Consider the following 21,195-nt stretch of genomic DNA (forward strand, 5'->3'; position numbering starts at 1 on the left):
TCGCATCGTGGCGACGCCGGGCCGGCCAGCCGGACCGGAACGGGGGAGCGCACGGCGGCGGGATCGCCGCCGCCGGCGCCGCTGCTTACTTCGCGTTCACGAAATCGTTCGTGAAGGTGCGCGCGAGGTCGATGTGCTTGCCCTTCACCGACGGGTTGAACGCCGACAGCACCTTCAGCACGGTCGCCGGGCCGTCGGCCGGCATCTTCGCGTCGGCCGTGTACATCGGCAGCGACGCCTTCAGCGCGGACACGTACAGCGCCTTGTCCTTCTGGTAGTCGGCCGGCATCTTCGCGGCGATTTCGTCGGCGCTGTGCGTGTGGATGAACTGCATCGTCTTCGCGAACGCGTGCGCGAGCTTGGTCGCTTCCGCCTTGTGCGAATCGGCCCAGGCCGACTGCACGTACAGGCTCGCGGCCGGGTAGGTGCCGCCGAGCGCGGCGCGCGTGCCTTCCAGCGTGCGCAGGTCGACCAGCACCTTCGCGTCGCCCATCTTCTCGAGCGCGGACACCGTCGGCTCGGTCGTCATCCCGGCGTCGATCCGGCCCTGCTTGATCGCGGCGATGAAGCTCGCGTCGGCACCGACCGGCAGCATCGTGTACTGCGTCGACTGCACGCCATGCTGCAGCGCGAGGAATTGCGTGAGGAAGCTCGTCGACGAGCCGAGGCCCGTCACGCCGAGCGTCTTGCCTTTCGCGTCGGCCATCGACTTGAACGTCGGCGCGGCCTTGGTCGACACCATCTCGACTTCGCCCGGCACCTGGCACAACACGGCGATCGCCTTTACGTCCTTGCCCTTGCTCTGCAGATCGACCGTGTGGTCGTAGAAGCCGACGACGCCCTGCACGGCGCCCGCGAGCAGCTCGTTCTCGGCGTCGACGCCGGCCGGCTGCGACAGCAGCTCGACATCGAGCCCTTCTGCCTTGAAGTAGCCGAGTTCCTGCGTGAGCCGCGCGGGCAGGTAGATCAGCTTCGCGATCCCGCCGACCATGATCGTGATCTTGCCGCCGTCGTCGGCGAGGGCGGGGTGAGCGGCAAGCGCGCAGCTCAGGCTGGCTGCCACGGCGAGGGTGCGCAGGATGGGTCGCATCGGGTCGTCTCCGTTCGTTGTATTCGTCTGGCGCGATGCTTGCTGCATCGTCACGACGAGTATAGGGACGCGAAACCTTCCGCTACCTTTCGCGGGCCGGCGATTCTTTTAGGGGTTTTCCAGCAACGGGGGGCGGAACGGGAGCGACATGCGCCGAAGCGGGGCGACGGCGGCCTGCCGGGCGTCACCGCCAGCCGATCAGCACCCGCCCCATCGCATCGAGCCCCATGTCGAACAGGTGCGACACGAACGGCACGAGGTTCGGGATCATCAGTTGCACGAGCAGCAGCCCGACGATCAACGTGACGGGAAAGCCGATCTGGTACATGCCGATCTGCGGCGCCGCGCGGTTCAGGATGCCGAGCGCGAGGTTCGCGATCAGCAGCGCCACGACCACCGGCAGCGACAGCAGCAGCCCCATCTCGAACACGGTTGCGCCGAACGCGGCAAGCGTGCGCCAGCCCGGCGCGTGCAGCAGGTCGGCCGACACCGGCAGCGACTGGAACGACGCGGCGAGCGCGGCGAATACCTGCAGGTGGCCGTCCACGGCCAGGAACGCGAGCATCGCGACCGCGTTCAGGAACCGGCCCATCGCGGGCGTCGCGCCGCTCGAATGCGGATCGAAGAAGGTCGCGAAGCCGAGCCCCATCGACAGCCCGATGAAGTCGCCGGCCGCCTCGACGGCCGCGAACACGAGCTGCATCGTGAAGCCCATCGCGACGCCGATCAGGAACTGCGTGACGACGATCCAGATGCCCTGCGCGGAGAACACGGTGACGTCCGGCATCGCGCCGAGCGTCGGCGCGACGACGAGCGCCATGAACGCGGCGGCACCGATCTTCACGCGCACCGGCACGGCCGCGTGGCCGACCATGGGCGCGGTCGCGACGAGCGCGAGCATCCGCACGAACGGCCACAGGAAGGCCGTCAGCCAGCCGTTGAGCTGCGCGTAGGTGACCGAGAACATCGTCGTGGAACGGAGCCGGACGCGCGGCTCAGCCGACGCCGAGCGTCGCGACGTGCAGCAGCGTCTGCCGCAGGTAGTCGAGCATCGTCGTCAGCATCCACGGGCCGGCGATCACGAGCGTCGCGGCGACCGCGAGCAGCTTCGGGATGAACGACAGCGTCGGTTCGTTGATCTGCGTCGCGGCCTGGAACAGGCTCACGACGAGGCCGACCGCGAGCGCGACCAGCAGCAGCGGGGCCGCGAGCAGCAGGCCGATCATCATCGCCTGGTGCGCCAGCGTCATCACTTGTTCGGGCGTCATCGCGCGAATCCTCCGCCGCTTAGGTGAAGCTCTGCGCGAGCGAGCCGATCAGCAGCTGCCAGCCGTCGACCAGCACGAACAGCATCAGCTTGAACGGCAGCGACACGGTGGACGGCGACACCATCATCATCCCCATCGACATCAGCACGCTCGCGACGACCATGTCGATGATCAGGAACGGGATGAACACCGTGAAGCCGATCTGGAAGCCGGTCTTCAGTTCGCTCGTGACGAACGCGGGCACCAGCAGCGACAGCGGCACGTCCTCGGGGCCCTGCATCGGCGCAGCCTTCGAGATCTTCGCGAACAGCGCGAGATCGGTCTCGCGGGTCTGCTTCAGCATGAAGGTCTTGAACGGCGCTATGCCGCGCTGCACGGCCTGCTCCATCGGCAGCGAGCCGTCGGAGAACGGCTTGTAGCCGTCGTTGTACGCACGGTCGAGCACCGGCGACATCACGAAGAAGGTGAGGAACATCGCGAGGCCGACGAGCACCTGGTTCGGCGGCGTCGTCGCGGTGCCGAGCGCCTGGCGCAGCAGCGACAGCACGATGATGATGCGCGTGAAGCTCGTCATCATCAGCAGCATCGCCGGCAGGAACGACAGCATCGTGAGCAGCAGCATCGTCTGCACGCTCAGCGAATAGGTGGTGCCGCCGTGCGGGCCCGGGCTCGTGTTGAACGCGGGCAGGCCGTTCGCCTGCGCATACGCGAACGCGGGGGCGAGGCAGAGGATCAGCACGGGCGCGACGCGCGCCGCGTGATGCAGGAATGCGTGTTTCATCGGAATGCGGAGACGGAAAGAGGGCGCGGCGCCATGTCAGCGGTCCTTGCCGCGACCGAGGCGTTTCGCGGCTTCGCCCGCGAGCGCGTCGCGAAACCGCGAGCCGAACGTGCCGGGCAGGGCGCCGTCGGACGGGTTGCCGCCGGCGGGTGCGTCGGCCGACGTGGAAGCCGTTGCCGCCGCCGGGCCGGCCGGCAGCGTATGCAGCAGGCGCACGTTGCCCGGCGCGACGCCGAGCACGAGCCAGGTGTCGCCGATCTCGACGATCGTCGCGCTTTCCTTCGCGCCGACCGCGACGCTCGACACGACCTTCAGCGGGCCGCCGCGCCGCGCGGGCTGGAACCCGAAGCGGCGCGCGAGCCACGCGCATGCGAACACGAGGCCGATCACGACCGCGAGCCCGACGAGCGTCTGCAGTACTGCGCCGATGCCGAGCGACGGCGCGGCCGAGCCGACCATCACGCTCGACGCGATCGAACCGGCGTGGTTCACCGCGTTCATGTCGGCGGCGCCGGCCGGCGCGCACGCGAGCGATGCGGCAGCGGCGAGCGCCGCCGCTGCGATCGTGCGGCGCACGCGGTGGCCAGGCTTCACGACATTCACCGGTTCAGCTTCCGGATGCGTTCGGCCGGCGTGATGATGTCGGTCAGGCGGATGCCGAACTTGTCGTTGACGACCACGACCTCGCCCTGCGCGATCAGGCAGCCGTTCACGAGCACGTCCATCGGCTCGCCGGCGAGGCCGTCCAGCTCGACGACCGACCCCTGCGCGAGCTGCAGCAGGTTGCGGATCGCGATCTTCGTGCGGCCGAGCTCCACGGTCATCTTGACCGGGATGTCGAGGATCATCTCGATGTCGTTGTGCGTCGAGCTCGGCGCGGCCTTCGACAGCGGCTGGAACACGCCGGCGCCCGTCGCGCCCGCCTGCACCGGCTGCTCGTTCTGTTCGGCGAGCGCGGCCGCCCAGTCGTCCATGCCAGGATCTTCCTCCGCCGCGGCCGGGGCAGCGTGCGTGTCGGCGGCCGAAGCCGCGAGGGCCGCGTCGGCCATCGCCTGGATGTCGTCGTCGGGCGTCTGGTTCAGCTCACTCATATCCACCTTCCTTCATCGTATCGCCCGCGCTGATCATCTTCTGCACGCGCAACGCATATTGACCATTGAAAATTCCGTAGCCGCATTCCATCACCGGCACGCCGTCGACCTTCGCGGTGATCGTGTCCTCGATCTCCAGCGGCAGCACGTCGCCCGCGCGCAGGTTCAGGATCTTCTCGAAGGTCGACGAGATCTCGGCGAGATTCGCGCTCAGCTCGACCTCGGCGGCCTGCACCTGCTGCGACAGCACGCGCACCCAGCGGCGGTCGACTTCAAGCGCCTCGCCCTGGATCGGCGACGCGAGCACGTCGCGGATCGGCTCGACCATCGAGTACGGCATGCAGATGTGCAGCGTGCCGCCCGTCGGCCCGAACTCGATCGAGAACTGCGTGACGATCACGATCTCGTTCGGCGTCGCGACGTTCGCGAACTGCGTGTGCATCTCCGAGCGCACGAATTCGAACTGCAGCGGCCGCACGCTCTTCCACGCGGTCGTGTAGTGCTCGAACACGAGGTTCAGCAGCTTGCCGATGATCCGCTGCTCGGTGGCCGTGAAGTCGCGGCCTTCGACGCGCGTGTGAAAGCGCCCGTCGCCGCCGAACAGGTTGTCGACGACGAAGAACACGAGGTTCGGGTCGAACACGAACAGCGACGTGCCGCGCAGCGGCTTCACGTGCACCAGGTTCAGGTTCGTCGGGATCGGCAGGTTGCGGGTGAACTCGCTGTACTTCTGCACCTTCACCTGGCTGACGGAGATTTCAGCCGTGCGCCGCATGAAGTTGAAGATGCCGATCCGCAAGAGGCGCGCAAAACGGTCGTTGATGATCTCGAGGCCGGGCATCCGGCCGCGGACGATCCGCTCCTGCGTCGCGATGTTGTAGGGGCGGACGCCCGAATTGTCGCGCTGCTCGTCGACAGAATCGGTTTCGCCCGTGACGCCCTTGAGGAGGGCATCGACCTCCTCCTGGGACATGAACTCCTGGTGACCCATACGCGCTCCTTTCTCGGCCGCGTTACTGGACGACGAACTCGGTGAACAGCACGTCGTCGACCTTCGCGCGCTGGTTGCCCGGCTGCGTCGGCTGCTCGATCAGGGCCCGCAGTTCCTTCGCGAGCGAATGTTTGCCCTCCGGCGTCGCGAGTTCCTCGGGATGCTTGTTCGACAGCGCGAGCAGGATCCGGCTGCGGATCTCCGGCATCCGCGCGGTCAGTTGCTCCTGCGCCTTCGGGTCGGTGAGCTTCAGCGACAGGCCGACGCGCAGGTAGTGCTGCGCGCCGTCGTCCGACTGCAGGTTCACGGTCAGCGGGTCGAGCGGGAAGAACACCGGCGCGGCCAGCGGCGGCGGTTCTGCGGGCGCGCTCGCATGGCCGACGCCTGCCTTGCTCAGGAACACGTACATGCCGCCGGCGGCGGCAGCGGCTGCGCCCAGCGCGACGATGGCGATGAGTGCGATGCGCTTGAACTTGCCGGACGAAGCCGGCTTGTCGGCGGTCGGGTTTGCGGTCGTGGAGGCCATGTGAATGCGTGCGTGATGTCTCGTAGCATGCATTGTTCGGCATCCGGGCCGAGCCCGATGGGCGGAACAGAGGGGGGATTTGCGGCTATCTCAGCCGATTGTCGGCCGGGTGTCGGCCGGATGCAGGGTAGCGGGGCCGGCGAAACGCGGCGGGACGGCACGCGGGGCGGGCGTCGGCCGCCCGGTGCGCGGGTGTCAGATCGGCAGCAGCGTCAGCAGCGGCGCGATCAGCACCATCGCGACGCCCGCGATCATCATCGTGAGGCTCGACACGACGCCTTCCTCGCTGCCGATCTCGCGTGCCTTCGCGGTACCCACGCCGTGGGCGGCCGCGCCGAACAGCGCGCCGCGCGCGAGCCGCGTGCGCATCGGCACGAGTGCGAGCACGAGTTCGCCGAGCAGCATCCCGCAGATGCCGGTCGCGATCACGAACAGCGCCGTGAGGTCTTTCGGCGCGTGGATCCTGTCCGACACGGCGAGCGCGAACGGCGTCGACACCGAGCGCGTCATCAGCGAGCGCTGCAGCTCCGGCGACAGGTGCAGCAGCTTCGCGAGCAGCAGCGACCCGCACACGCCCGCGCCGATTCCGACCGCGACGCCGACCGACAGCGACAGCCAGTGGCGGCGGATCAGGTCGCGATACTCGTAGATCGGCACCGCGAACGCGATCGTCGCCGGGCCGAGCAGCCACATCAGCCAGCGCGTGTCGCGGAAGTAGACCGAATACGGGATGCCCGTCACCAGCACGAGCAACACCAGCACGCCCGGCACGAACACGAGCGGCGAGAACAGCAGCGTCTTCTTGTACGCGTAGAGCCGCTTCGACAGGAAATACAGCACGACCGTCAGCACGAAGCAGCCGACGGAGATCGCGGTGTTCACGCGGTCGGCGGACAGGTTCGATAGCGCGGCAAGCATGGCGGCTCCGGCTCAGTGCGCGGACACGGCGCTCAGGCGCGTGCGGCGGCGTTCGGCGAACACGCGCTGCGCGGCGAGCCGGCGTTCGAGCTTCGCGGCGAGATCGACCGCGACGGCGACCGCGACCATCACGAACGCGGTGCCGGCGAGCATCACCAGCGCGATGCGCCAGCCGTCCTCGCGGAACAGCCCGCCGTACTGCACGGCCGCGACGGCGGCCGGCACGAAGAACAGCAGCATGTCGGACAGCAGCCAGTTCGCGCCGTCCTTCACCCACGCGGGCGCGACACGGCCCGAGAACAGCAGCGCGAGGAGCACCGCGAGGCCGATCACGCCGGAAGGGATCGGCAGCCCGACCTTGCGCACGGCCCAGTCGACGGCCATCCACAACACGCCGAGCGCGGCGGCCTGCAGCACGATCCGGCCCGTATGCGCGAGGCTGCCCGAAGCGGCAGGGCGGGCGGCGGTGGTCGGCTTGGTCATGGCGGGCTCCATACAGATCGTGCGTTGATGGTGTGAGTATAGGGTTTCCCCTAACCATAAATAAAATGACTTGTCTCTATCCTTGTCATTCCAATTCGGAATTCAGCTTGGGATCGCCGCACCAATTTGGGGAGATATCGATGGAATTGCGCGCACTGCGGTACTTCGTCGAGGTGGTCCGCCAGCAGAGCTTCACGGCGGCCGCCGACAAGCTGTTCGTGACGCAGCCGACCATCAGCAAGATGGTGAAGGCGCTCGAGGACGAGATCGGTTCGCCGCTGCTACTGCGCGACGGCCGGCAGATGGTGCTGACCGATGCGGGGCGGATCGTGTTCCAGCGCGGCCAGGACGTGCTCGCCGCGCAGGCGCAGCTGCAGTCGGAGCTGAAGGATCTCGGTACGCTCGGCCGCGGCGAGCTGACGATCGGCATCCCGCCGCTCGGCGGTTCGCTGTTCACGCCGATCATCGCCGCGTACAAGCAGCGCTACCCGAACATCGAGCTGAAGCTGTTCGAGCAGGGCGCGCGGATGATCGAGGCCGCGCTGACGTCGGGCGAGCTGGAGCTCGGCGGGTTGCTGGAGCCGGTCGATCCCGGCACCTTCGAGCGGCTGCCGATGGTGCGCGCGCCGCTGTGGCTCGTCGCGCCGCGCGAGTCGCGCTGGGAGGATCACGCGGCCGTGCCGCTCGCCGATCTCGCGCGCGAGTCGTTCGTGTTCTATGCGGAAAGCCTCGCACTGCACGACGCGGTGCTCGATGCGTGCCGGCAGGTCGGCTTCACGCCGTCGATCGTGAGCCGCAGCGGCCACTGGGATTTCATGGCCGCGCTCGTGCATGCGGGCGTCGGCATCGCGCTGCTGCCCGAGCCGTATTGCCGGCGGCTCGACGCCGGCCAGTTCACGTGCCGGCCGATCGTCGAGCCGGAAATCACGTGGGCGATCGCGCTCGGCTGGCTGAAGAAGGGCTACCTGTCGCACGCGGCGCGCGCGTGGCTCGACGTCGCGCGGGCGACGCTGCCGCTCGCGCCGGCCGACGATCTGGCGTTCGGGGGATTGCGGGCGAGGGAGTGAGGTCGGACCACCGGGCGATGAAGCGAACGGTGAAACAAAAAGGGCGGCCATGATGGCCGCCCGTCGGGTCCTCAATGCCCCATCGCGGGCCCCGCCCCCTTCTTCGGCTTCGTGATCCACACGAGCGCCGCGAGCGCGATGAACATCACCGCCGACAGGTGGAAGAAGTCGTTCGTCGCCATCATGAAGCCCTGCTGGGTGACGAGCTGGTTGAGCTGCGCATTGGCCGTCTGCCCGACGATGCCGAGCTGCGCGAGCGCGCCCTGGTAGTCGGTCGTGTTCTGCGCGTAGATGCTCACCGATTCCGACAGCCGCGCATGGTGGTAGATCGCGTCGTTCTCCCAGAACGTCGAACTGGCCGCGGTGCCGATCGCGCCGGACAGCGTGCGCAGGAAGTTCGACAGCCCCGACGCACTCGCGAGCCGCTCGTCGGAGATGCTCGACAGCGTGATCGTCGTCATCGGCACGAAGAAGCACGCGACGCCGATCCCCTGCACGAGCCGCGGCAGGATCACGTGGTTGAACGGCACGTCGAGCGTGAACGTCGCGTTCCACAGCGACACGCCCGCGAACACGATGAACGCGAAGCTCGCGACCATCCGCAGGTCGAGCCGGTGCATGTTGCGGCCGATCAGCGGCGACAGCACGAGCGCGAGCAGCCCGACCGGCGCGGTCGCGAGGCCGGCCTTGCCGGCCGTGTAGCCCATCACCGTCTGCAGCCACAGCGGGAAGATCACGACCGAGCCGAAGAACGCCATGAAGCCGAACGAGATGATCAGCGCGCCGAGCGCGAAGTTGCGGTCCTTGAAGAGCGTGAGGTCGACCACCGGCTCCTTCTCCGTCGCCTCCCATACGAGCATGAACGCGATCGACACGACCGCGATCAGCGCCAGCGCGACGATGAACGACGAGTTGAACCAGTCGCGGTCCTTGCCGAGGTCGAGCATCATCTGCAGGCACGACACGCCGATCACGAGCAGCGCGAGGCCGATCGCGTCGATCCGCTGCTTCGACGTCTTCGTCTCGCGGCCGCGCAGCAGGAAATACGCGCAGGCCGCGGAGAAGATGCCGATCGGCAGGTTGATGTAGAAGATCCACGGCCATGTGTAGTTGTCGCTGATCCAGCCGCCCAGCAACGGACCGAAGATCGGCGCGACGATCACCGTCATCGCCCATAGCCCGAGCGCGAGCCCGCGCTTCGCGGGCGGATAGCTGCGCATCAGGATCGTCTGCGACAGCGGCACCATCGGCCCCGACACGAGGCCCTGCAGCAGCCGGAACGCGATCAGCGTCTCGAAGTTGGTCGCGAAGCCGCATAGGGCGGACGCGATCGTGAACGCGAGCACCGACAGCGTGAACAGCCGCACCTCGCCGACCCGCCGCGCGAGCCAGCCGGTGAGCGGCACCGCGATCGCGGATGCGACCGAATACGACGAGATCACCCAGGTGCCTTCGCTGGTCGCGACGCCGAGGCTGCCCGAGATGGTCGGCACCGCGACGTTCGCGATTGACGTGTCGAGCACCTCCATGAAGGTGCCGAGCGCGAGCCCGACGGTGAGCAGCGCGAGCGTTCCGCCGGACAGCGGCGCGGGTTCGGCGGCGGGGGAGGCGGCGGATGCCGTGGTGGCGGACATCGGAATCTCCTAGACGCGGCGCACACGAGGCGCCGGCACAACGCACGGGCGCGCGACGCAGCGCGGCCCGGCCGGGTGGAACGAAAAAGGGAAAAAGCGGAGCGCGTGTCCTGTCATCTTCTGCCCAGACAGAGAAATAAGCGAATGCTTAACCTAGACATGGGGCCTCCGCGCGCATCAGGCGTCTTCGTCGGGCTTCGGACAACCGGGCGTGCCGAGCCCGTTGGCGATGAAGCGCTGCAGCAGGCCGGTGAGCGTCGCGAGTTCGTCGGCCGAGAAGCCTTCGAGCTGCGCGTTGAGCACGGTCGCGACCAGCGACGGCAGCGCGCGGGCGGCATCGGCACCGCGCTCGGTCAGCGTCAGCTCGATCATCCGGCGGTCCTGCTCGCTGCGCGAGCGTGCGATCAACCCCTTGCGTTCGAGCCGGTCGAGCATCCGCGTCATCGAACCGCTGTCGTACGACATCTTGCGCGACAGCTCGAACGGCGTGCGCGCATAACCGCGCGACAGCAGCAGGATCACGCCGATCTGCTGCGCGGTGAGATCGAGCGGCTCGAGCGCGCGATCCATCCGCTCGACGAGCGCCTGCTTCGCCTTCGACAGGTAATAGCCGAGGCTCGTTTCAAGCGCGATGTTCTCGGGATCGTAGAGGCCGCCGGTCATACGATTGCGCGCGCAGCAATAGTGCGTTTCAGGTTAAAACGCGCCCAGTATCTTGAAAAATGATTGCTTAGTCAATATTATTTCAGTCAACCAGTTACGACGTGCATGCTGCACTGCCGGAGACGATGTTCTGACCGATGCGCCCGCGCTGCCGGGCACCCCGAGGATGTTCGCGATGCTGTTCCTGAAAAATGCCGCCGGCGCGCTGCGCCGCAACCTGACCGATACCGCTCATCATGTGTTTTCCGGGCCGCACCGCGGCTGGAAGATCGCGCTGTACGTGACGATGCTGGTCGTGCCGGGCGGCTCGCTCGCGGCGCTCGGGTTCGCGTGGTTCGATCATCGCCGGCAGCGCAACGCGAAGGACGGCGCCCGCCGCACGAGCCAGCCGGCCGCCACGGAGCCGTCGCCATGGCGGTCCGCCGCCGAGCCCGTCGCGGTGCCGGTGCGCTGCCACTGACCCTTCACCCGCTGACTTCACCCACTGTCCCGCCTGATCCGGCCCGGCGCCTGCTGCGTCCCGCGCGGCAGGCGTCGCACGCCCGTTTTCCCGCAAGCGATCCGTAATGGCCGGTAAACCGGCCAGCCGCGCCGGTAACACAATCCGGCCTTCACGCACCGTACCCTTAGGGCTGCGCAGCTTCTCCGCCGTCAGTTACCATTTGTCCGCCAGCGGCATGACGACCGCATCGCGCGACGCCGCTCGCCGGCCGTCACGCCCAGACAGGAAAACCACCATGCCGTACGCCTCCCTCCCGCGCGCCCTTCGCCCGCTGAGCGCCGCCGTCGCCGTTGCGACGGCCGTGCTGCTCGCCGGCTGCGCCGTCGGGCCCGACTATCACCGGCCCGACACGTCGATCCCCGCCGCCTTCAAGGAAGCGCCGGCCGGCTGGAAGGTCGCGCAACCGGCCGACCGCGGCGACCGCGGCCCGTGGTGGACGGTCTACAACGATCCGCAGCTCGATACGCTGATCGGCAAGCTCAACGCGTCGAACCAGACCATCGCGCAATCGGCGGCCGCCTATCGGCAGGCGCGCGCGCTCGTCACCGAAGCGCGCGCCGCGTATTTCCCGACCGTCGGGCTGACCGCGTCGGGCTCGCGTGCCCGCACGCCGCGCACGTCGGTGTCGTCGGGCTCGTCGTCGAGTTTCGGCAGCGGATCGACCGGGTCGATCAACAACAGCTACAGCGTCGGCCTCGACGCCAGCTGGGAACCCGACCTGTGGGGCAAGGTGAGCCGCACCGTCAGCGCGCAGCGCGCCGGCGAAGCGGCGGCCGCGGCCGACCTCGCGAATGCACGGCTGTCGCAGCAGGCGCTGCTCGCGCAGACCTATTTCCAGCTGCGCACGTCCGATGCGCTGCAAAAGCTGCTCGACGACACCGTGAAGTCGTACGAACAGTCGCTGAAGCTCACGCAGAACCAGTACGCGCAGGGCGTCGCCGCACGCGCCGACGTGATCCAGGCGCAGACGCAGCTGCAGAGCGCGCAGGCCGCGCAGATCGACAACGGCGTCGCGCGTGCGCAGTACGAGCATGCGATCGCGACGCTGATCGGCGAACCGGCGTCGACCTTCTCGCTGCCGCCGAACCCGCTCGCGTCCGAGCCGCCGATCACGCCGGTCGACGTGCCGTCCGCGATCCTCGAACGCCGGCCCGACATCGCGGCGGCCGAGCGCCGCGCGGCGGCCGCGAACGAGCAGATCGGCGTCGCGATCGCCGCGTTCTTCCCCACGCTGACGCTGTCGGCCACCGGCGGCTTCCAGAGCTCGGTGTGGTCGCAGCTGTTCACGCTGCCGGCGCGTTTCTGGACGGTCGGCCCGCAGCTCGCGGCCACGCTGTTCGACGCAGGGCTGCGCGCCGCGCAGACCGATGCCGCGCGCGCGACCTACGACCAGGACGTCGCCGCGTATCGCCTCGCGGTGCTCACCGCGTTCCAGGACGTCGAGGACAACCTCGCGTCGCAGCGCATCCTCGCGCAGGAAATCGACGTGCAGCGACAGGCCGTCGACAGCGCCGAGCATTCGCTCGCGATCGTCACGAACCAGTACAAGGCCGGCACGGTCGCGTACCTGAACGTGCTGACCGCGCAGACCACCGCATTCACCGCGCAGCAGAAGCTCGCGACGATCGCCGGCCAGCGGATGGTGTCGTCGGTCGGGCTCGTGAAGGCGCTCGGCGGCGGCTGGGACGTGGCGGACATGACGCGCGAGAACGGCGGCATGGCGGCGCCGGTGCCCGCGAGCGGCGCAGCGGCCACGCCGGTCGCTCAGAAATAAAAGTCACGCTCGGTCGAACGACTGCATGCCATATCGCTTTGCAAAGAGAATGGTGAAAATGGCATCTTTCGTTCACGTCCTAAAAATCGATAATTAAATTCGACAGGCGATAGATAAAAGTTGATTTTTTCGCCTTCCAATTATCTCAAAATAAAATCGTTGAACTTATTAACGTCTCAGCTTACGAATTCACTGCATCAACGCCATGATGCGAATTCAACATTAATAAGGAAACGACTAAAATGACCGCAAATATCGGAGAAAAATGCCCGCAGGGTGGTACGTGGCATCCCGTTGGAAATCCGAGTGACACACGCTCCATCGGTATCGGCAATATCATGCCGCCCACGCCTAACGGCGAACGGCACTGGGTTCTGAAAACGCCGACGGGCGACAAGTAAGTTGCGAGGGCCGGCTTTGCCGGCCCTTCGTTTCGTTGCCCGGCGTCTTGATATCTGAATCGATAGACGCGCCGGTGTATTGCAACCCTGCCGGCGGCGATTTCAGTAAAAATAATCCCCGTTGATCGCACATTAGTGTGCGCATGTGCGCACCGCGCGCGTCAGCGTTGCGCGTCGCCGAAGATCAGCGATACCTCGTTGTTCCCGATCGGATGGCCGAGCAGGTTCAGCAGCCCGGCGAGGTTCGCCTGCTGTTCGGGCGCCGCATGCGCGGTGCCGCGGAACGATCCCTGGCCGGGACCGAAGTTGCCGTGCCCGTCGAGGAACAGCGGGCCCTGCGTCGTCGACAGGTCGAGATCGGCGCCCACCCCCTTCGCCTGCAGCACAGCGCGGTACGAACCGAGCGGCTTCACGCGCGACACGCGCGAACTCATCGAGTCGATCGTCACCGTCAGCTGGCCGAACGCGTTGTTGCCGAACAGGCGCCAGTCGCTCCAGCCGACCCGCACGTCGCCCTGCAGGTCGAGCGTGTTGAACGGTGTGCCGAGCCCCGCGAGCAGCGACGCAGGCACGGCCATCGTGCCTGCCGACAGCACCGCGCCGCGCCACGTCGCATCGAGCGTGACGGCATCGGGCATCGCCTCGGTCTGCCGCATGCGCATCTGCACGCGCCCGGTCAGCAGCGGCCAGAAGCGCGTGGTCCATTCGACCCGGCCCGGCAGCAGCGTCGCCGCGCTCTGGTCGGCGCCCGGCGCGAGCATCAGCGTGCCCGAACCGTGCCACAGCGACCCGTCCGGGTCGACGAGATTCACGTGCCCGCCGGTCGCGCGTGCGAATTGCGGCGCGATCCACGCGGCCGGCGCGAGCGCGACGAGCGTCACCGCCGTCGCCAACCCGCCCGCCAGCACCCACGGCAATACGGCGGCGAGCCGTTTCATCCCCGGCCTCATCGGCCGACCGTCGCTTGCGTCGTCCACTGCGTCATCTATTTCTGTACGGAAGGTTGCATCACGGCCGTCAGGTCGACCTGGCCGTCGTCCTTCAGCGCGGTCGCGTGCGCCTCGCCGACCTGCACCTTGAACTGCCGGCGCGCATCGTCGAGCCACTGCGTCCACGCCGGGAACGACACGTTCTTCATCTGAATCTGCACGCCGTTGCCGACGATCTGCACCTGCGCGCCCTGCAGCCCGTGATCGGACAGCGACGCGGTCAGCGCGTCCTTCAGCGCGAGGCCGGTCGGCGCGACGCCCTGCGCGGCGGCCGTCAGCGACTTCGCCTCGTTCGCCTGCGCGGTCATCTGCGCGAGTTCCTGGCGCATCGTCGGCAGCTCGCGCTGGATCCGGGCGCGGCCTTCCTGCGCGGGCGACCACAGCACCGAATACGCGATCGCGACGGCCAGCACGGCGCCGCCCCAGCCGAGCAGCGTCTTCTCGCGCGGCGAGCGCTCCCCCCAGAACTGGGCCAGCGTCTGGTTCAGTTGTTCGGTTTTCATGAGCGGCTCCGGATCGTCCATTTGCCCGTGTTGCTGTCGACTTCGCCGGACAGTCCGTTACGTGCGAGGCGCTGCGTGAAATCGGGATCGACCTTGACCTCCGGCTTGAAGCCGACGTCGAGCCGCCGGTCGTGATAGTCGAGCGACGCGATGCCGTTCAGCGGCAGCGCGCCCATCGAGCGCGACAGCCCGCTCGACAGCGCGAGGAAATCGTTCGGCGACAGCTCGCCGGCCGCGAGGCGCAGCTGGTCGAGCTGGCGCTGCATCTGCGCGGGCGGATCGAGCACCGTCGTCGTCTTCGGGAACGCGGACAGCAGCGTCTCGGTGATCTGCGCAGACAGCGCATCGCGCTCGCGCGACAGCTTCCACCAGTGCAGGTTCATCCCGATCACCGCGACGCCGAGCGTCGCCGCGGCGAGCGCGAGCGGCACGCGCAGGCGCTTCACCGTCGCGCGGTCGAAGCGCCACGGCTGCGACTCGAATTCGAACTGGCACAGATCGAACTTCTCGGTGAGCGCGCGGCGCGCGAACGTGTCGAACGGCAGCGGGGCGGCGCCCGGCAACAGCGCCGAATCAGGTCGGCCGACCGATGCGAGCCGCGGCTCCGCGCCCGGTTCGCCGAGTTCGTACAGTTCGACGTCGCCGCCGCGTGCGAGCGCGGCCAGCGTGCCGGCCGCGCGCGCCGCAGGCGCCGCGAAGCCTTCGCCGAGCGCGCCGCGCGCCACGGCGAGTTCAAGGCGCGGCGCACCGGCTGCGGCCGGCTGCGCGCCGGCCTCGACGAGCACCGGTTCGACCGACGTCGCGAGCCCGAGCACCGCGGCGACTGTCGCCGGACGGGCGGCCGGCTCGACGGCATCCGTGGCGAGCGCGGAGACGGTGCTCTCGCCGTCGGCCGGCGCGTCCGCTGCCGCTTCGGCCGACGCGCGCGGCGCCGGCAGGCAGCGGGTGGCGGGCACCGCGCTCAGGTGCCGGTGGCCGGCGGCCGTGAACGCGTCGAAGATCGTGCGGAACCACGCGCGATCGACGACGGCCAGCACGCGGCGCCCGTCGGGCAGCGCGGTGGGATCGAGTGCGATGTGGCAGCCGAGCGGATCCTGGATCAGCTGATCCTCGACGATGTTGGGCAGCGCCTGGCGCAGCTTCGGCCCCTTCAGCGGCGGCACGGTCGCGGCCAGCAGCAGCACGTCGCGCGCGGCGACGATCAGCACCGTCGCGTTCGCGCGCGGCAGCAGCGCGAGCGCGGCGCGCCCCGCACGCTGCACCTGGCCGGCCTTGTCGACGAGCGTGAACGGCAGCTCGGGCCACTGCCATTCCTGCAACGGCACGGCAGGCTCGCGCGGCGGCAAAGAAACAATCAACGTGCTCACAAGAGCTCCTCTCCCGATTGGCGTCGTTATAGCTGGTCGCGGATACGCACGACCCGCGTCGAGTGCGTGGTCGGATCACGATACACGAGCGAGGTGCGGTCGACCTCCGCGCGATCGTGCTGGATCCGGCCGTGCACGATGAAATAACTCGAATTGACGTCGACGAGGCTCGAGTCGATCGTCACGTTCGGCGGCGCGCCGGCGCCGCGCAGCGCGAGCTGCACGTCGCCGACGTTCCGGAAAAACACGGTCTCGCGCCGCGACACGAGCGCCTGCGCGGACGACACGCTCATCCCCGGTATCAGCGCGGCGATCACTTCGGCCGGCGCGGTATTCATGTTCACGGGCGTCGTGGTCGGCAGCACGGTAACGAACGGGCGCAGCCGCGCGACCATCTCGGGCGTCACGCCGTCGACGTCGAGCAGGCTGTCGACGCTCGTCATCATCAGCGGCGCGGGCCCGCGATCGCCGCCGGAAAGCCCGGGATCGTCGGTGAAGCCGCTGCCCTGCAGGTCGCCGCTCGTCACCGGCGCAGTCGCGGCGTTCGCCGCGGTGCCGCCGCCGCCGGGCAGGTTCGGCATCTGGAAGCGCGTCGCCGAATGCAGCAGGCCCGCGCGCACCTGCAGCGCGATGCGCTTCGCGAACGCGCCGTCGTAGCCGAGCGTCGTCAGCAGGCGCTGGAATGCCTGGAGCTGCGTGACGTTCAACTGCAGCACGCCGGGCGCCGGCGACGACACGAGGTTGCGCAGGTTGAACTTCGCCTGCGCGTCCTCGATCGAGCCGGAGATATAGGTGTCTTCGCCGCCGCTGTCGTTGGGTGCGCCGATCCGGCCGAGAAAATCCGACAACTTCGTCTTCGCGATCGGCACGCCCCAGATCCCGCCGAGATAGGTGATGCCGGGCGCCGTATCGCCTTCGGAGCGCAGGATCATCCGCGTCCAGTCGAGCGCGCCGCGCGCGACCCACTGCGCCTGCGCGATCACGCGCTGGTTCTCGATGCGGCGGATTTGCACCTGCTGGCGCCACAGCATCCCCGAGACGAGGATCGCGGACAGCGCGACGACCAGCAGCGCGGTGATGATCGCGGCGCCGCGCTGGCGGCCGCGTGCCTGCATGCGTGCGGCAGCACGGTTGAACGAGGAGCGACGGGAAGGGCGCGCGCGCATCGTCATTCCCCGACGAGGAAGATGCGCGTGACCGGCACGCGCAGCGACGTCGCGCCGATGCTGACCTGCAGCCCCGTCACCGCGCGCGCCGGCGGCGCGTTGCCGATCTGCGGCACCTTGAGCGCATCGTTGTTCTGCGCGAGCGCGTCGTCGGCCGTCTGCAGGTTGGTGGTCCAGCCCACGCGCGGCACGTACAGCTTCGCGTCGATCGCGCCGACGCCGCCCATCAGCGCGACCCAGCTCCAGCCTTCGACGCTGCTGTCCTTCAGCACGGTGCGCAGCCGGTTCGCGTCGTCGATCGGCGGCGATGCATAGCGCACGACGCGCCCGCCGGCGATCCGGTAGCGGACCACCTGCAGCCGCGGCGCGGCGCCCGGCACCTCGAGTTCGCGCACGATCTGCAGCGTATTGCCGGCGACGCCGATCGCCGGCTGGCCGGCCTCGTCGTCGGTCGCGGCGAGCCGCGCGTCGATGCGCATCTGGTCGAACATCTGCGCGAACACGCGTTCGTCTTCCATCGCGGCCGCCACCTTGTCGCGGCCGCGCATGATCTGGTCGAGCCCGCGCCACGCGAGGATCGCGACCACTGCGAGGATCGCGATCGCGATCATCAGCTCGATCAGCGTGAAGCCGCGGGCGCGGCGGGCGGACGGGCGGCGCATCGGCGCGTCAGAGCGGACGGCTGGTTTCATTCGCGACCACCGTCACCATCTGCGCGAGCACGCCGGACTGGCCGGGCATGCTCACCGAAATCCGCACGCGCCGGAACACCGGGTTCGGCGTCGTGCTCACACGCTGCGTGCAGACGAGCTGCACGTTGCCTTGCGAGCAGTCGAAGCTTTGCTCGCCGACCTCCGGCCACGCATGCGTGAGCCGCAACTGCGCGAGCGCGTTGTCGGCGCTCCAGCCGGCCAGCAGCCGGCGATGCAGGTCGGACGCGTTGTTCGCCATCGTGCCGACCGCACGGATCGACGCGGCGAGCGCGACCGCGATGATCGCGAGTGCGACGAGCACCTCGATCATCGTGAAACCGCGCGATGAAGAAAGGGAGGAGGGCAGGCGACGACGCATCGTCATTGCACCTCGTAGCGGCCGTTGCCGGTGCCGACGATCGTCGCGCTGCCGGCGACCGAATGCAGCGTCACGCGCACCGGCGTGTCGATGCTTTCGGTACCGAACACGACGCGATTCGCATGCGTGTCGGAACCCGGGTAGTCGATGTCGGCGCCCGTGACGCCGCCGTCCCAGTCGCGCGGGCGCAGCAGGTCGTCGCGCAGCGTGCGCCAGCCGTCGGGCGAGCTCACGTCGAACCGGAAACCGTGCTCGGTCGGCTGCCATGCGATCGGCCGCGCGCGCACCTGCGCTTCGTCGCCGGCCGTCTCGAACAGCAGCGCGACGCGCTGCGCCTCTTCACGCAGGTCGGTACGCGGATTGCGTGTCAGCGATAGCGACGCGAGTGACACAAGCAGCCCCGCAATCACCAGCACGACCAGCATTTCGAGCAGCGTGAAGCCACGCGCGCGACGCCGCGGCGCGCCGTGCTTCATCGGGCCGCCGTCGGCACGTGCCGGTACGGACGACAACGCGCCGCGACGCACACGGCGATCGCGACCGCAGCGGGAGGCCGTGCGAATGGCGGGCATGAAGAACGGAAATGGAACGTCGGGTCGATCAGTGCCGGCTTATTGCCACGAACCGATGTCGGTATCGTTGCCTTCGCCGCCTTCCTTGCCGTCGGCGCCGTAGCTGAACACGTCGATCTCGCCGTGCACGCCCGGGTTCAGGTACTTGTACCCGTTACCCCACGGGTCGTTCGGCAGGCGTTCGAGATAGCCGCCGTCCTTCCAGTTGTTCGGGATCGGATCGGTGGTCGGCTTCTGGACCAGCGAATTCAGGCCCTGCTCCTGGGTCGGATAGCGGCCGTTGTCGAGACGGTACAGCTTGAGCGCCTGCATGATCGTGCCGATGTCCTGCTTCGCGGCGATGCGGCGCGCCTCGTCCGGGCGGCTCATGATCTTCGGCACGATCAGCGCCGCCAGGATCCCGAGGATCGCGACCACCACCATGATCTCGATCAGCGTGAAACCGCGCTGACGACGCACGGCCGCGTTGCGGCGAGTGATCCACGTTTGCATGACTGACTACCTCTTCCAAAAAATGTCGTCGATTGAGTGACGCACCCCGCGCACCGGACGATTGCCTGACGACAAGCTTCCGGTCCCGCGGGCGCGGAGCACGCATTGTAAGGCGCGCATCGTCGAGGGCTTTCACCCAACGCAAATTTCATATACATCCGTACAATAGCGCGCATGAACGCGCTCTCGATCCGGATCCTTTCCCTAGCCCTCTTCGCGGGTTTGTGCGCGACGGCCACCTACTGGGTCGTCACGCTGTCGGCCCGCGAAGCGCCGCTACCCGCCGCCGCCGCGCGGCTGCCGATCCGCACCGAGGACGCCGCCGCGCTCTTCGGCGGCCAGCTCGACAAGAATCCCGTCCAGGACATCCACCTGTTCGGCATTCTCGCGCTCGATCATGGCGGTGCCGCGATCGTCGGCGTCGGCGGCGAACCGCCGCGCGCCGTGTCGCTCGGCGCGGACGTCACGCCCGGCGCGAAGCTCGCCGAAGTCCGCCCGCGCTCGATCATCGTCGACCGCAACGGCGCCCGCGCCGAAATCCAGCTCCCGGCGAACACGCCGTCCCCCGCGATCTACATGCGTTGATGCGCCGAACGGCGACGGCCCGAGACTCAGGCCGTCACGTCACTGCACCATGTTGTTCAGCTCGATGATCGGCAGCATTACCGCCAGCACGATCACGAGCACGATGCCGCCCATCGCCAGGATCAGCAGCGGCTCCAGCAGGCTCGTCAGGAACATGGTGCGACGCTCGAGCTCGCGCGCTTCACCTTCGGCTGCGCGATCCAGCATCGTCGTCACGTCGCCCGTCGCCTCGCCCGAACGGATCAGGTGCACGAGCACCGGCGGAAACGTCTTCACGTTGTTCAGCGCGCGCGACAGCGCGGAGCCTTCGCGCACGCGCACGATCGCATCGTCGATGTTCGCGCGCATCGCGCGGTTCGACAGCGTCTCGCCGGCCGCCTGCAACGCGCGCAGGATCGGCACGCCGGCCGCGGTCAGGATGCCGAGCGTGCTCGCGAAGCGCACCGTGTTGTAGCCGCGCACGAGCTTGCCCGCGAGCGGCGCGGTCAGCACCCAGCGGTCGAACGCGAGCCGCGGCCCGTCGCGCGACAGCGTCGCCTTCACGAACCACACGACCAGCACGAACGCGATCAGGATCGCCCACCACCAGTGCCGCACGAAATCCGACAGCGCCATCATCACGACCGTGAGGATCGGCAACTGCTGCTTCGTGCTCGCGAACACGTTGACGACCTGCGGCACGACGTAGCTCAGCAGGAACGTGACGATGCCGAACGCGATCAGCGTGACGATCCCCGGATAGGTGAACGCCAGCAGGATCTTCTGCTTCAGCGCGTTGCTCTGCTCGATGTAGTCGGCGAGACGCGACAGCACGATGCCGAGCTTGCCGGTGTGTTCGCCGGCCGCGACCAGCGCGCGGTAGATTTCCGGAAAGTCGCGCGGATGCTGGCCCAGCGCATTCGCGAGCGAATGGCCGCCGAGCACCTCGGCACGGATCGCGGCCATCAGTTCGCGGATGTAGTCGCGCTCGGCCTGCTCGGTCAGCACGCCGAGCGCCTCGTCGAGCGGCAGCCCGGCGATCAGCAGGCTCGCGAGCTGGCGCGTGAGGATTGCCTGTTCGCGCTGCGACAGCTTGCGGCCGAACGCGAGCCGCTGCGAACGCGCGCCGCGCGTCGCGCTGGCGGCCGGCTCGACGACGAGCGGCGTGAGCCCCTGCGTGCGCAGCTGGCCGCGCGCGGCGCGCGCGCTGTCGGCGTCGATGACGCCCTTCTGCGCGCGTCCCGCCGAATCGATTGCTTCGAAACGGAATGCCGGCATCGCG

25 protein-coding genes are annotated in these 21,195 nt (G+C 68.4%); 4 read left to right on the forward strand and 21 right to left on the reverse strand.

Annotated elements, in window-relative coordinates; all coding sequences use genetic code 11:
* Positions 1-85 precede the first annotated feature (85 nt).
* The 10 genes from DIE03_RS23500 to DIE03_RS23545 all read right to left on the reverse strand — a co-directional run bounded on the left by DIE03_RS23500 (position 86) and on the right by DIE03_RS23545 (position 7,148).
* A complete protein-coding gene (locus DIE03_RS23500) occupies positions 86-1,090 on the reverse strand; it encodes an ABC transporter substrate-binding protein (protein ID WP_124454530.1) in 1,005 nt (334 codons plus the stop codon).
* Positions 1,091-1,274: 184 nt separating this feature from the next.
* The gene (fliR, locus tag DIE03_RS23505) at positions 1,275-2,057 is read right to left on the reverse strand and encodes a flagellar biosynthetic protein FliR (RefSeq protein ID WP_124454532.1); all 783 of its coding nucleotides are present in this window, start codon (positions 2,055-2,057) and stop codon (positions 1,275-1,277) included.
* Positions 2,058-2,085: 28 nt separating this feature from the next.
* Complete coding sequence (gene fliQ / locus DIE03_RS23510; RefSeq protein WP_124454534.1) at positions 2,086-2,358, reverse strand: flagellar biosynthesis protein FliQ; 273 nt, start codon at positions 2,356-2,358, stop codon at positions 2,086-2,088.
* Positions 2,359-2,377: 19 nt separating this feature from the next.
* On the reverse strand, positions 2,378-3,139 hold the full coding sequence (gene fliP / locus DIE03_RS23515; protein WP_124454536.1) for a flagellar type III secretion system pore protein FliP: 762 nt from the start codon (positions 3,137-3,139) through the stop codon (positions 2,378-2,380).
* 36 nt (positions 3,140-3,175) lie between these two features.
* A complete protein-coding gene (gene fliO / locus DIE03_RS23520) occupies positions 3,176-3,742 on the reverse strand; it encodes a flagellar biosynthetic protein FliO (RefSeq protein WP_124454538.1) in 567 nt (188 codons plus the stop codon).
* A complete protein-coding gene (gene fliN / locus DIE03_RS23525; RefSeq protein WP_124454539.1) occupies positions 3,739-4,230 on the reverse strand; it encodes a flagellar motor switch protein FliN in 492 nt (163 codons plus the stop codon). Before fliN ends, fliO begins: the two co-directional genes overlap by 4 nt.
* Positions 4,223-5,221, reverse strand: a complete 999-nt coding sequence (fliM, locus tag DIE03_RS23530) for a flagellar motor switch protein FliM (RefSeq protein WP_124454541.1) — start codon at positions 5,219-5,221, stop codon at positions 4,223-4,225. The genes fliN and fliM overlap by 8 nt, the downstream gene beginning before the upstream one ends.
* Positions 5,222-5,243: 22 nt before the next feature.
* On the reverse strand, positions 5,244-5,780 hold the full coding sequence (gene fliL, locus DIE03_RS23535; RefSeq protein WP_124454543.1) for a flagellar basal body-associated protein FliL: 537 nt from the start codon (positions 5,778-5,780) through the stop codon (positions 5,244-5,246).
* 162 nt (positions 5,781-5,942) lie between these two features.
* Complete coding sequence (locus tag DIE03_RS23540; RefSeq protein WP_124454545.1) at positions 5,943-6,665, reverse strand: LrgB family protein; 723 nt, start codon at positions 6,663-6,665, stop codon at positions 5,943-5,945.
* 12 nt (positions 6,666-6,677) lie between these two features.
* Positions 6,678-7,148 carry a CidA/LrgA family protein gene (locus DIE03_RS23545; protein ID WP_124454547.1) on the reverse strand — a complete coding sequence of 157 codons (471 nt, stop codon included), beginning with the start codon at positions 7,146-7,148 and terminating at the stop codon, positions 6,678-6,680.
* A gap of 140 nt (positions 7,149-7,288) precedes the next feature.
* On the opposite strand from DIE03_RS23545, the gene DIE03_RS23550 reads away from it, so the two are divergent.
* Entirely contained in the window at positions 7,289-8,215 is a 927-nt protein-coding gene (locus DIE03_RS23550; protein ID WP_124454549.1) for a LysR family transcriptional regulator, read from the forward strand.
* 71 nt (positions 8,216-8,286) lie between these two features.
* Here DIE03_RS23550 and DIE03_RS23555 read toward each other — a convergent pair whose 3' ends face one another.
* Both DIE03_RS23555 and DIE03_RS23560 read right to left on the reverse strand, forming a co-directional pair.
* Positions 8,287-9,849, reverse strand: a complete 1,563-nt coding sequence (locus tag DIE03_RS23555) for a DHA2 family efflux MFS transporter permease subunit (RefSeq protein WP_124454551.1) — start codon at positions 9,847-9,849, stop codon at positions 8,287-8,289.
* Positions 9,850-10,026: 177 nt separating this feature from the next.
* Positions 10,027-10,512 (reverse strand): MarR family winged helix-turn-helix transcriptional regulator, encoded by a 486-nt coding sequence (locus tag DIE03_RS23560; RefSeq protein WP_124454553.1) that lies wholly within the window; start codon positions 10,510-10,512, stop codon positions 10,027-10,029.
* Between the two features lie 175 nt (positions 10,513-10,687).
* On the opposite strand from DIE03_RS23560, the gene DIE03_RS23565 reads away from it, so the two are divergent.
* Positions 10,688-10,972 (forward strand): multidrug ABC transporter ATPase, encoded by a 285-nt coding sequence (locus DIE03_RS23565; protein ID WP_124454555.1) that lies wholly within the window; start codon positions 10,688-10,690, stop codon positions 10,970-10,972.
* Between the two features lie 277 nt (positions 10,973-11,249).
* The gene (locus DIE03_RS23570) at positions 11,250-12,788 is read left to right on the forward strand and encodes an efflux transporter outer membrane subunit (protein WP_124454557.1); all 1,539 of its coding nucleotides are present in this window, start codon (positions 11,250-11,252) and stop codon (positions 12,786-12,788) included.
* Positions 12,789-13,350: 562 nt separating this feature from the next.
* On the opposite strand, the gene DIE03_RS23575 is transcribed toward DIE03_RS23570, so the two are convergent.
* Genes DIE03_RS23575 through gspG form a run of 8 tightly spaced genes read right to left on the reverse strand, consistent with a single transcriptional unit; the run spans position 13,351 to position 19,349 of the window.
* Positions 13,351-14,139 carry a type II secretion system protein N gene (locus DIE03_RS23575; RefSeq protein ID WP_124454764.1) on the reverse strand — a complete coding sequence of 263 codons (789 nt, stop codon included), beginning with the start codon at positions 14,137-14,139 and terminating at the stop codon, positions 13,351-13,353.
* 35 nt (positions 14,140-14,174) lie between these two features.
* A complete protein-coding gene (gene gspM, locus DIE03_RS23580; protein WP_124454559.1) occupies positions 14,175-14,681 on the reverse strand; it encodes a type II secretion system protein GspM in 507 nt (168 codons plus the stop codon).
* The gene (gspL, locus tag DIE03_RS23585; protein WP_124454561.1) at positions 14,678-16,048 is read right to left on the reverse strand and encodes a type II secretion system protein GspL; all 1,371 of its coding nucleotides are present in this window, start codon (positions 16,046-16,048) and stop codon (positions 14,678-14,680) included. The genes gspM and gspL overlap by 4 nt, the downstream gene beginning before the upstream one ends.
* A gap of 26 nt (positions 16,049-16,074) precedes the next feature.
* Positions 16,075-17,214, reverse strand: coding sequence for a type II secretion system minor pseudopilin GspK (gene gspK / locus DIE03_RS23590; protein ID WP_124454563.1), 1,140 nt, complete (start codon positions 17,212-17,214; stop codon positions 16,075-16,077).
* Positions 17,215-17,216: 2 nt separating this feature from the next.
* The gene (locus DIE03_RS23595; RefSeq protein WP_409364432.1) at positions 17,217-17,876 is read right to left on the reverse strand and encodes a type II secretion system protein J; all 660 of its coding nucleotides are present in this window, start codon (positions 17,874-17,876) and stop codon (positions 17,217-17,219) included.
* A 7-nt stretch (positions 17,877-17,883) separates the two neighbouring features.
* Complete coding sequence (gene gspI / locus DIE03_RS23600; protein WP_409364431.1) at positions 17,884-18,291, reverse strand: type II secretion system minor pseudopilin GspI; 408 nt, start codon at positions 18,289-18,291, stop codon at positions 17,884-17,886.
* Positions 18,288-18,857: a GspH/FimT family pseudopilin gene (locus DIE03_RS23605; RefSeq protein WP_124454566.1), complete on the reverse strand. Its 570-nt coding sequence runs from the start codon at positions 18,855-18,857 to the stop codon at positions 18,288-18,290. The genes gspI and DIE03_RS23605 overlap by 4 nt, the downstream gene beginning before the upstream one ends.
* Positions 18,858-18,896: 39 nt before the next feature.
* Positions 18,897-19,349: a type II secretion system major pseudopilin GspG gene (gspG, locus tag DIE03_RS23610; protein ID WP_124454568.1), complete on the reverse strand. Its 453-nt coding sequence runs from the start codon at positions 19,347-19,349 to the stop codon at positions 18,897-18,899.
* A 174-nt stretch (positions 19,350-19,523) separates the two neighbouring features.
* Between gspG and DIE03_RS23620 the strand changes: the two genes are divergently transcribed.
* A complete protein-coding gene (locus tag DIE03_RS23620; RefSeq protein ID WP_034188199.1) occupies positions 19,524-19,934 on the forward strand; it encodes a type II secretion system protein N in 411 nt (136 codons plus the stop codon).
* A 39-nt stretch (positions 19,935-19,973) separates the two neighbouring features.
* Here DIE03_RS23620 and gspF read toward each other — a convergent pair whose 3' ends face one another.
* Positions 19,974-21,191 carry a type II secretion system inner membrane protein GspF gene (gene gspF, locus DIE03_RS23625; RefSeq protein ID WP_124454572.1) on the reverse strand — a complete coding sequence of 406 codons (1,218 nt, stop codon included), beginning with the start codon at positions 21,189-21,191 and terminating at the stop codon, positions 19,974-19,976.
* Positions 21,192-21,195 lie beyond the last annotated feature (4 nt).

The organism is Burkholderia sp. Bp8992, assembly GCF_003853705.1.
Lineage (GTDB): Bacteria > Pseudomonadota > Gammaproteobacteria > Burkholderiales > Burkholderiaceae > Burkholderia.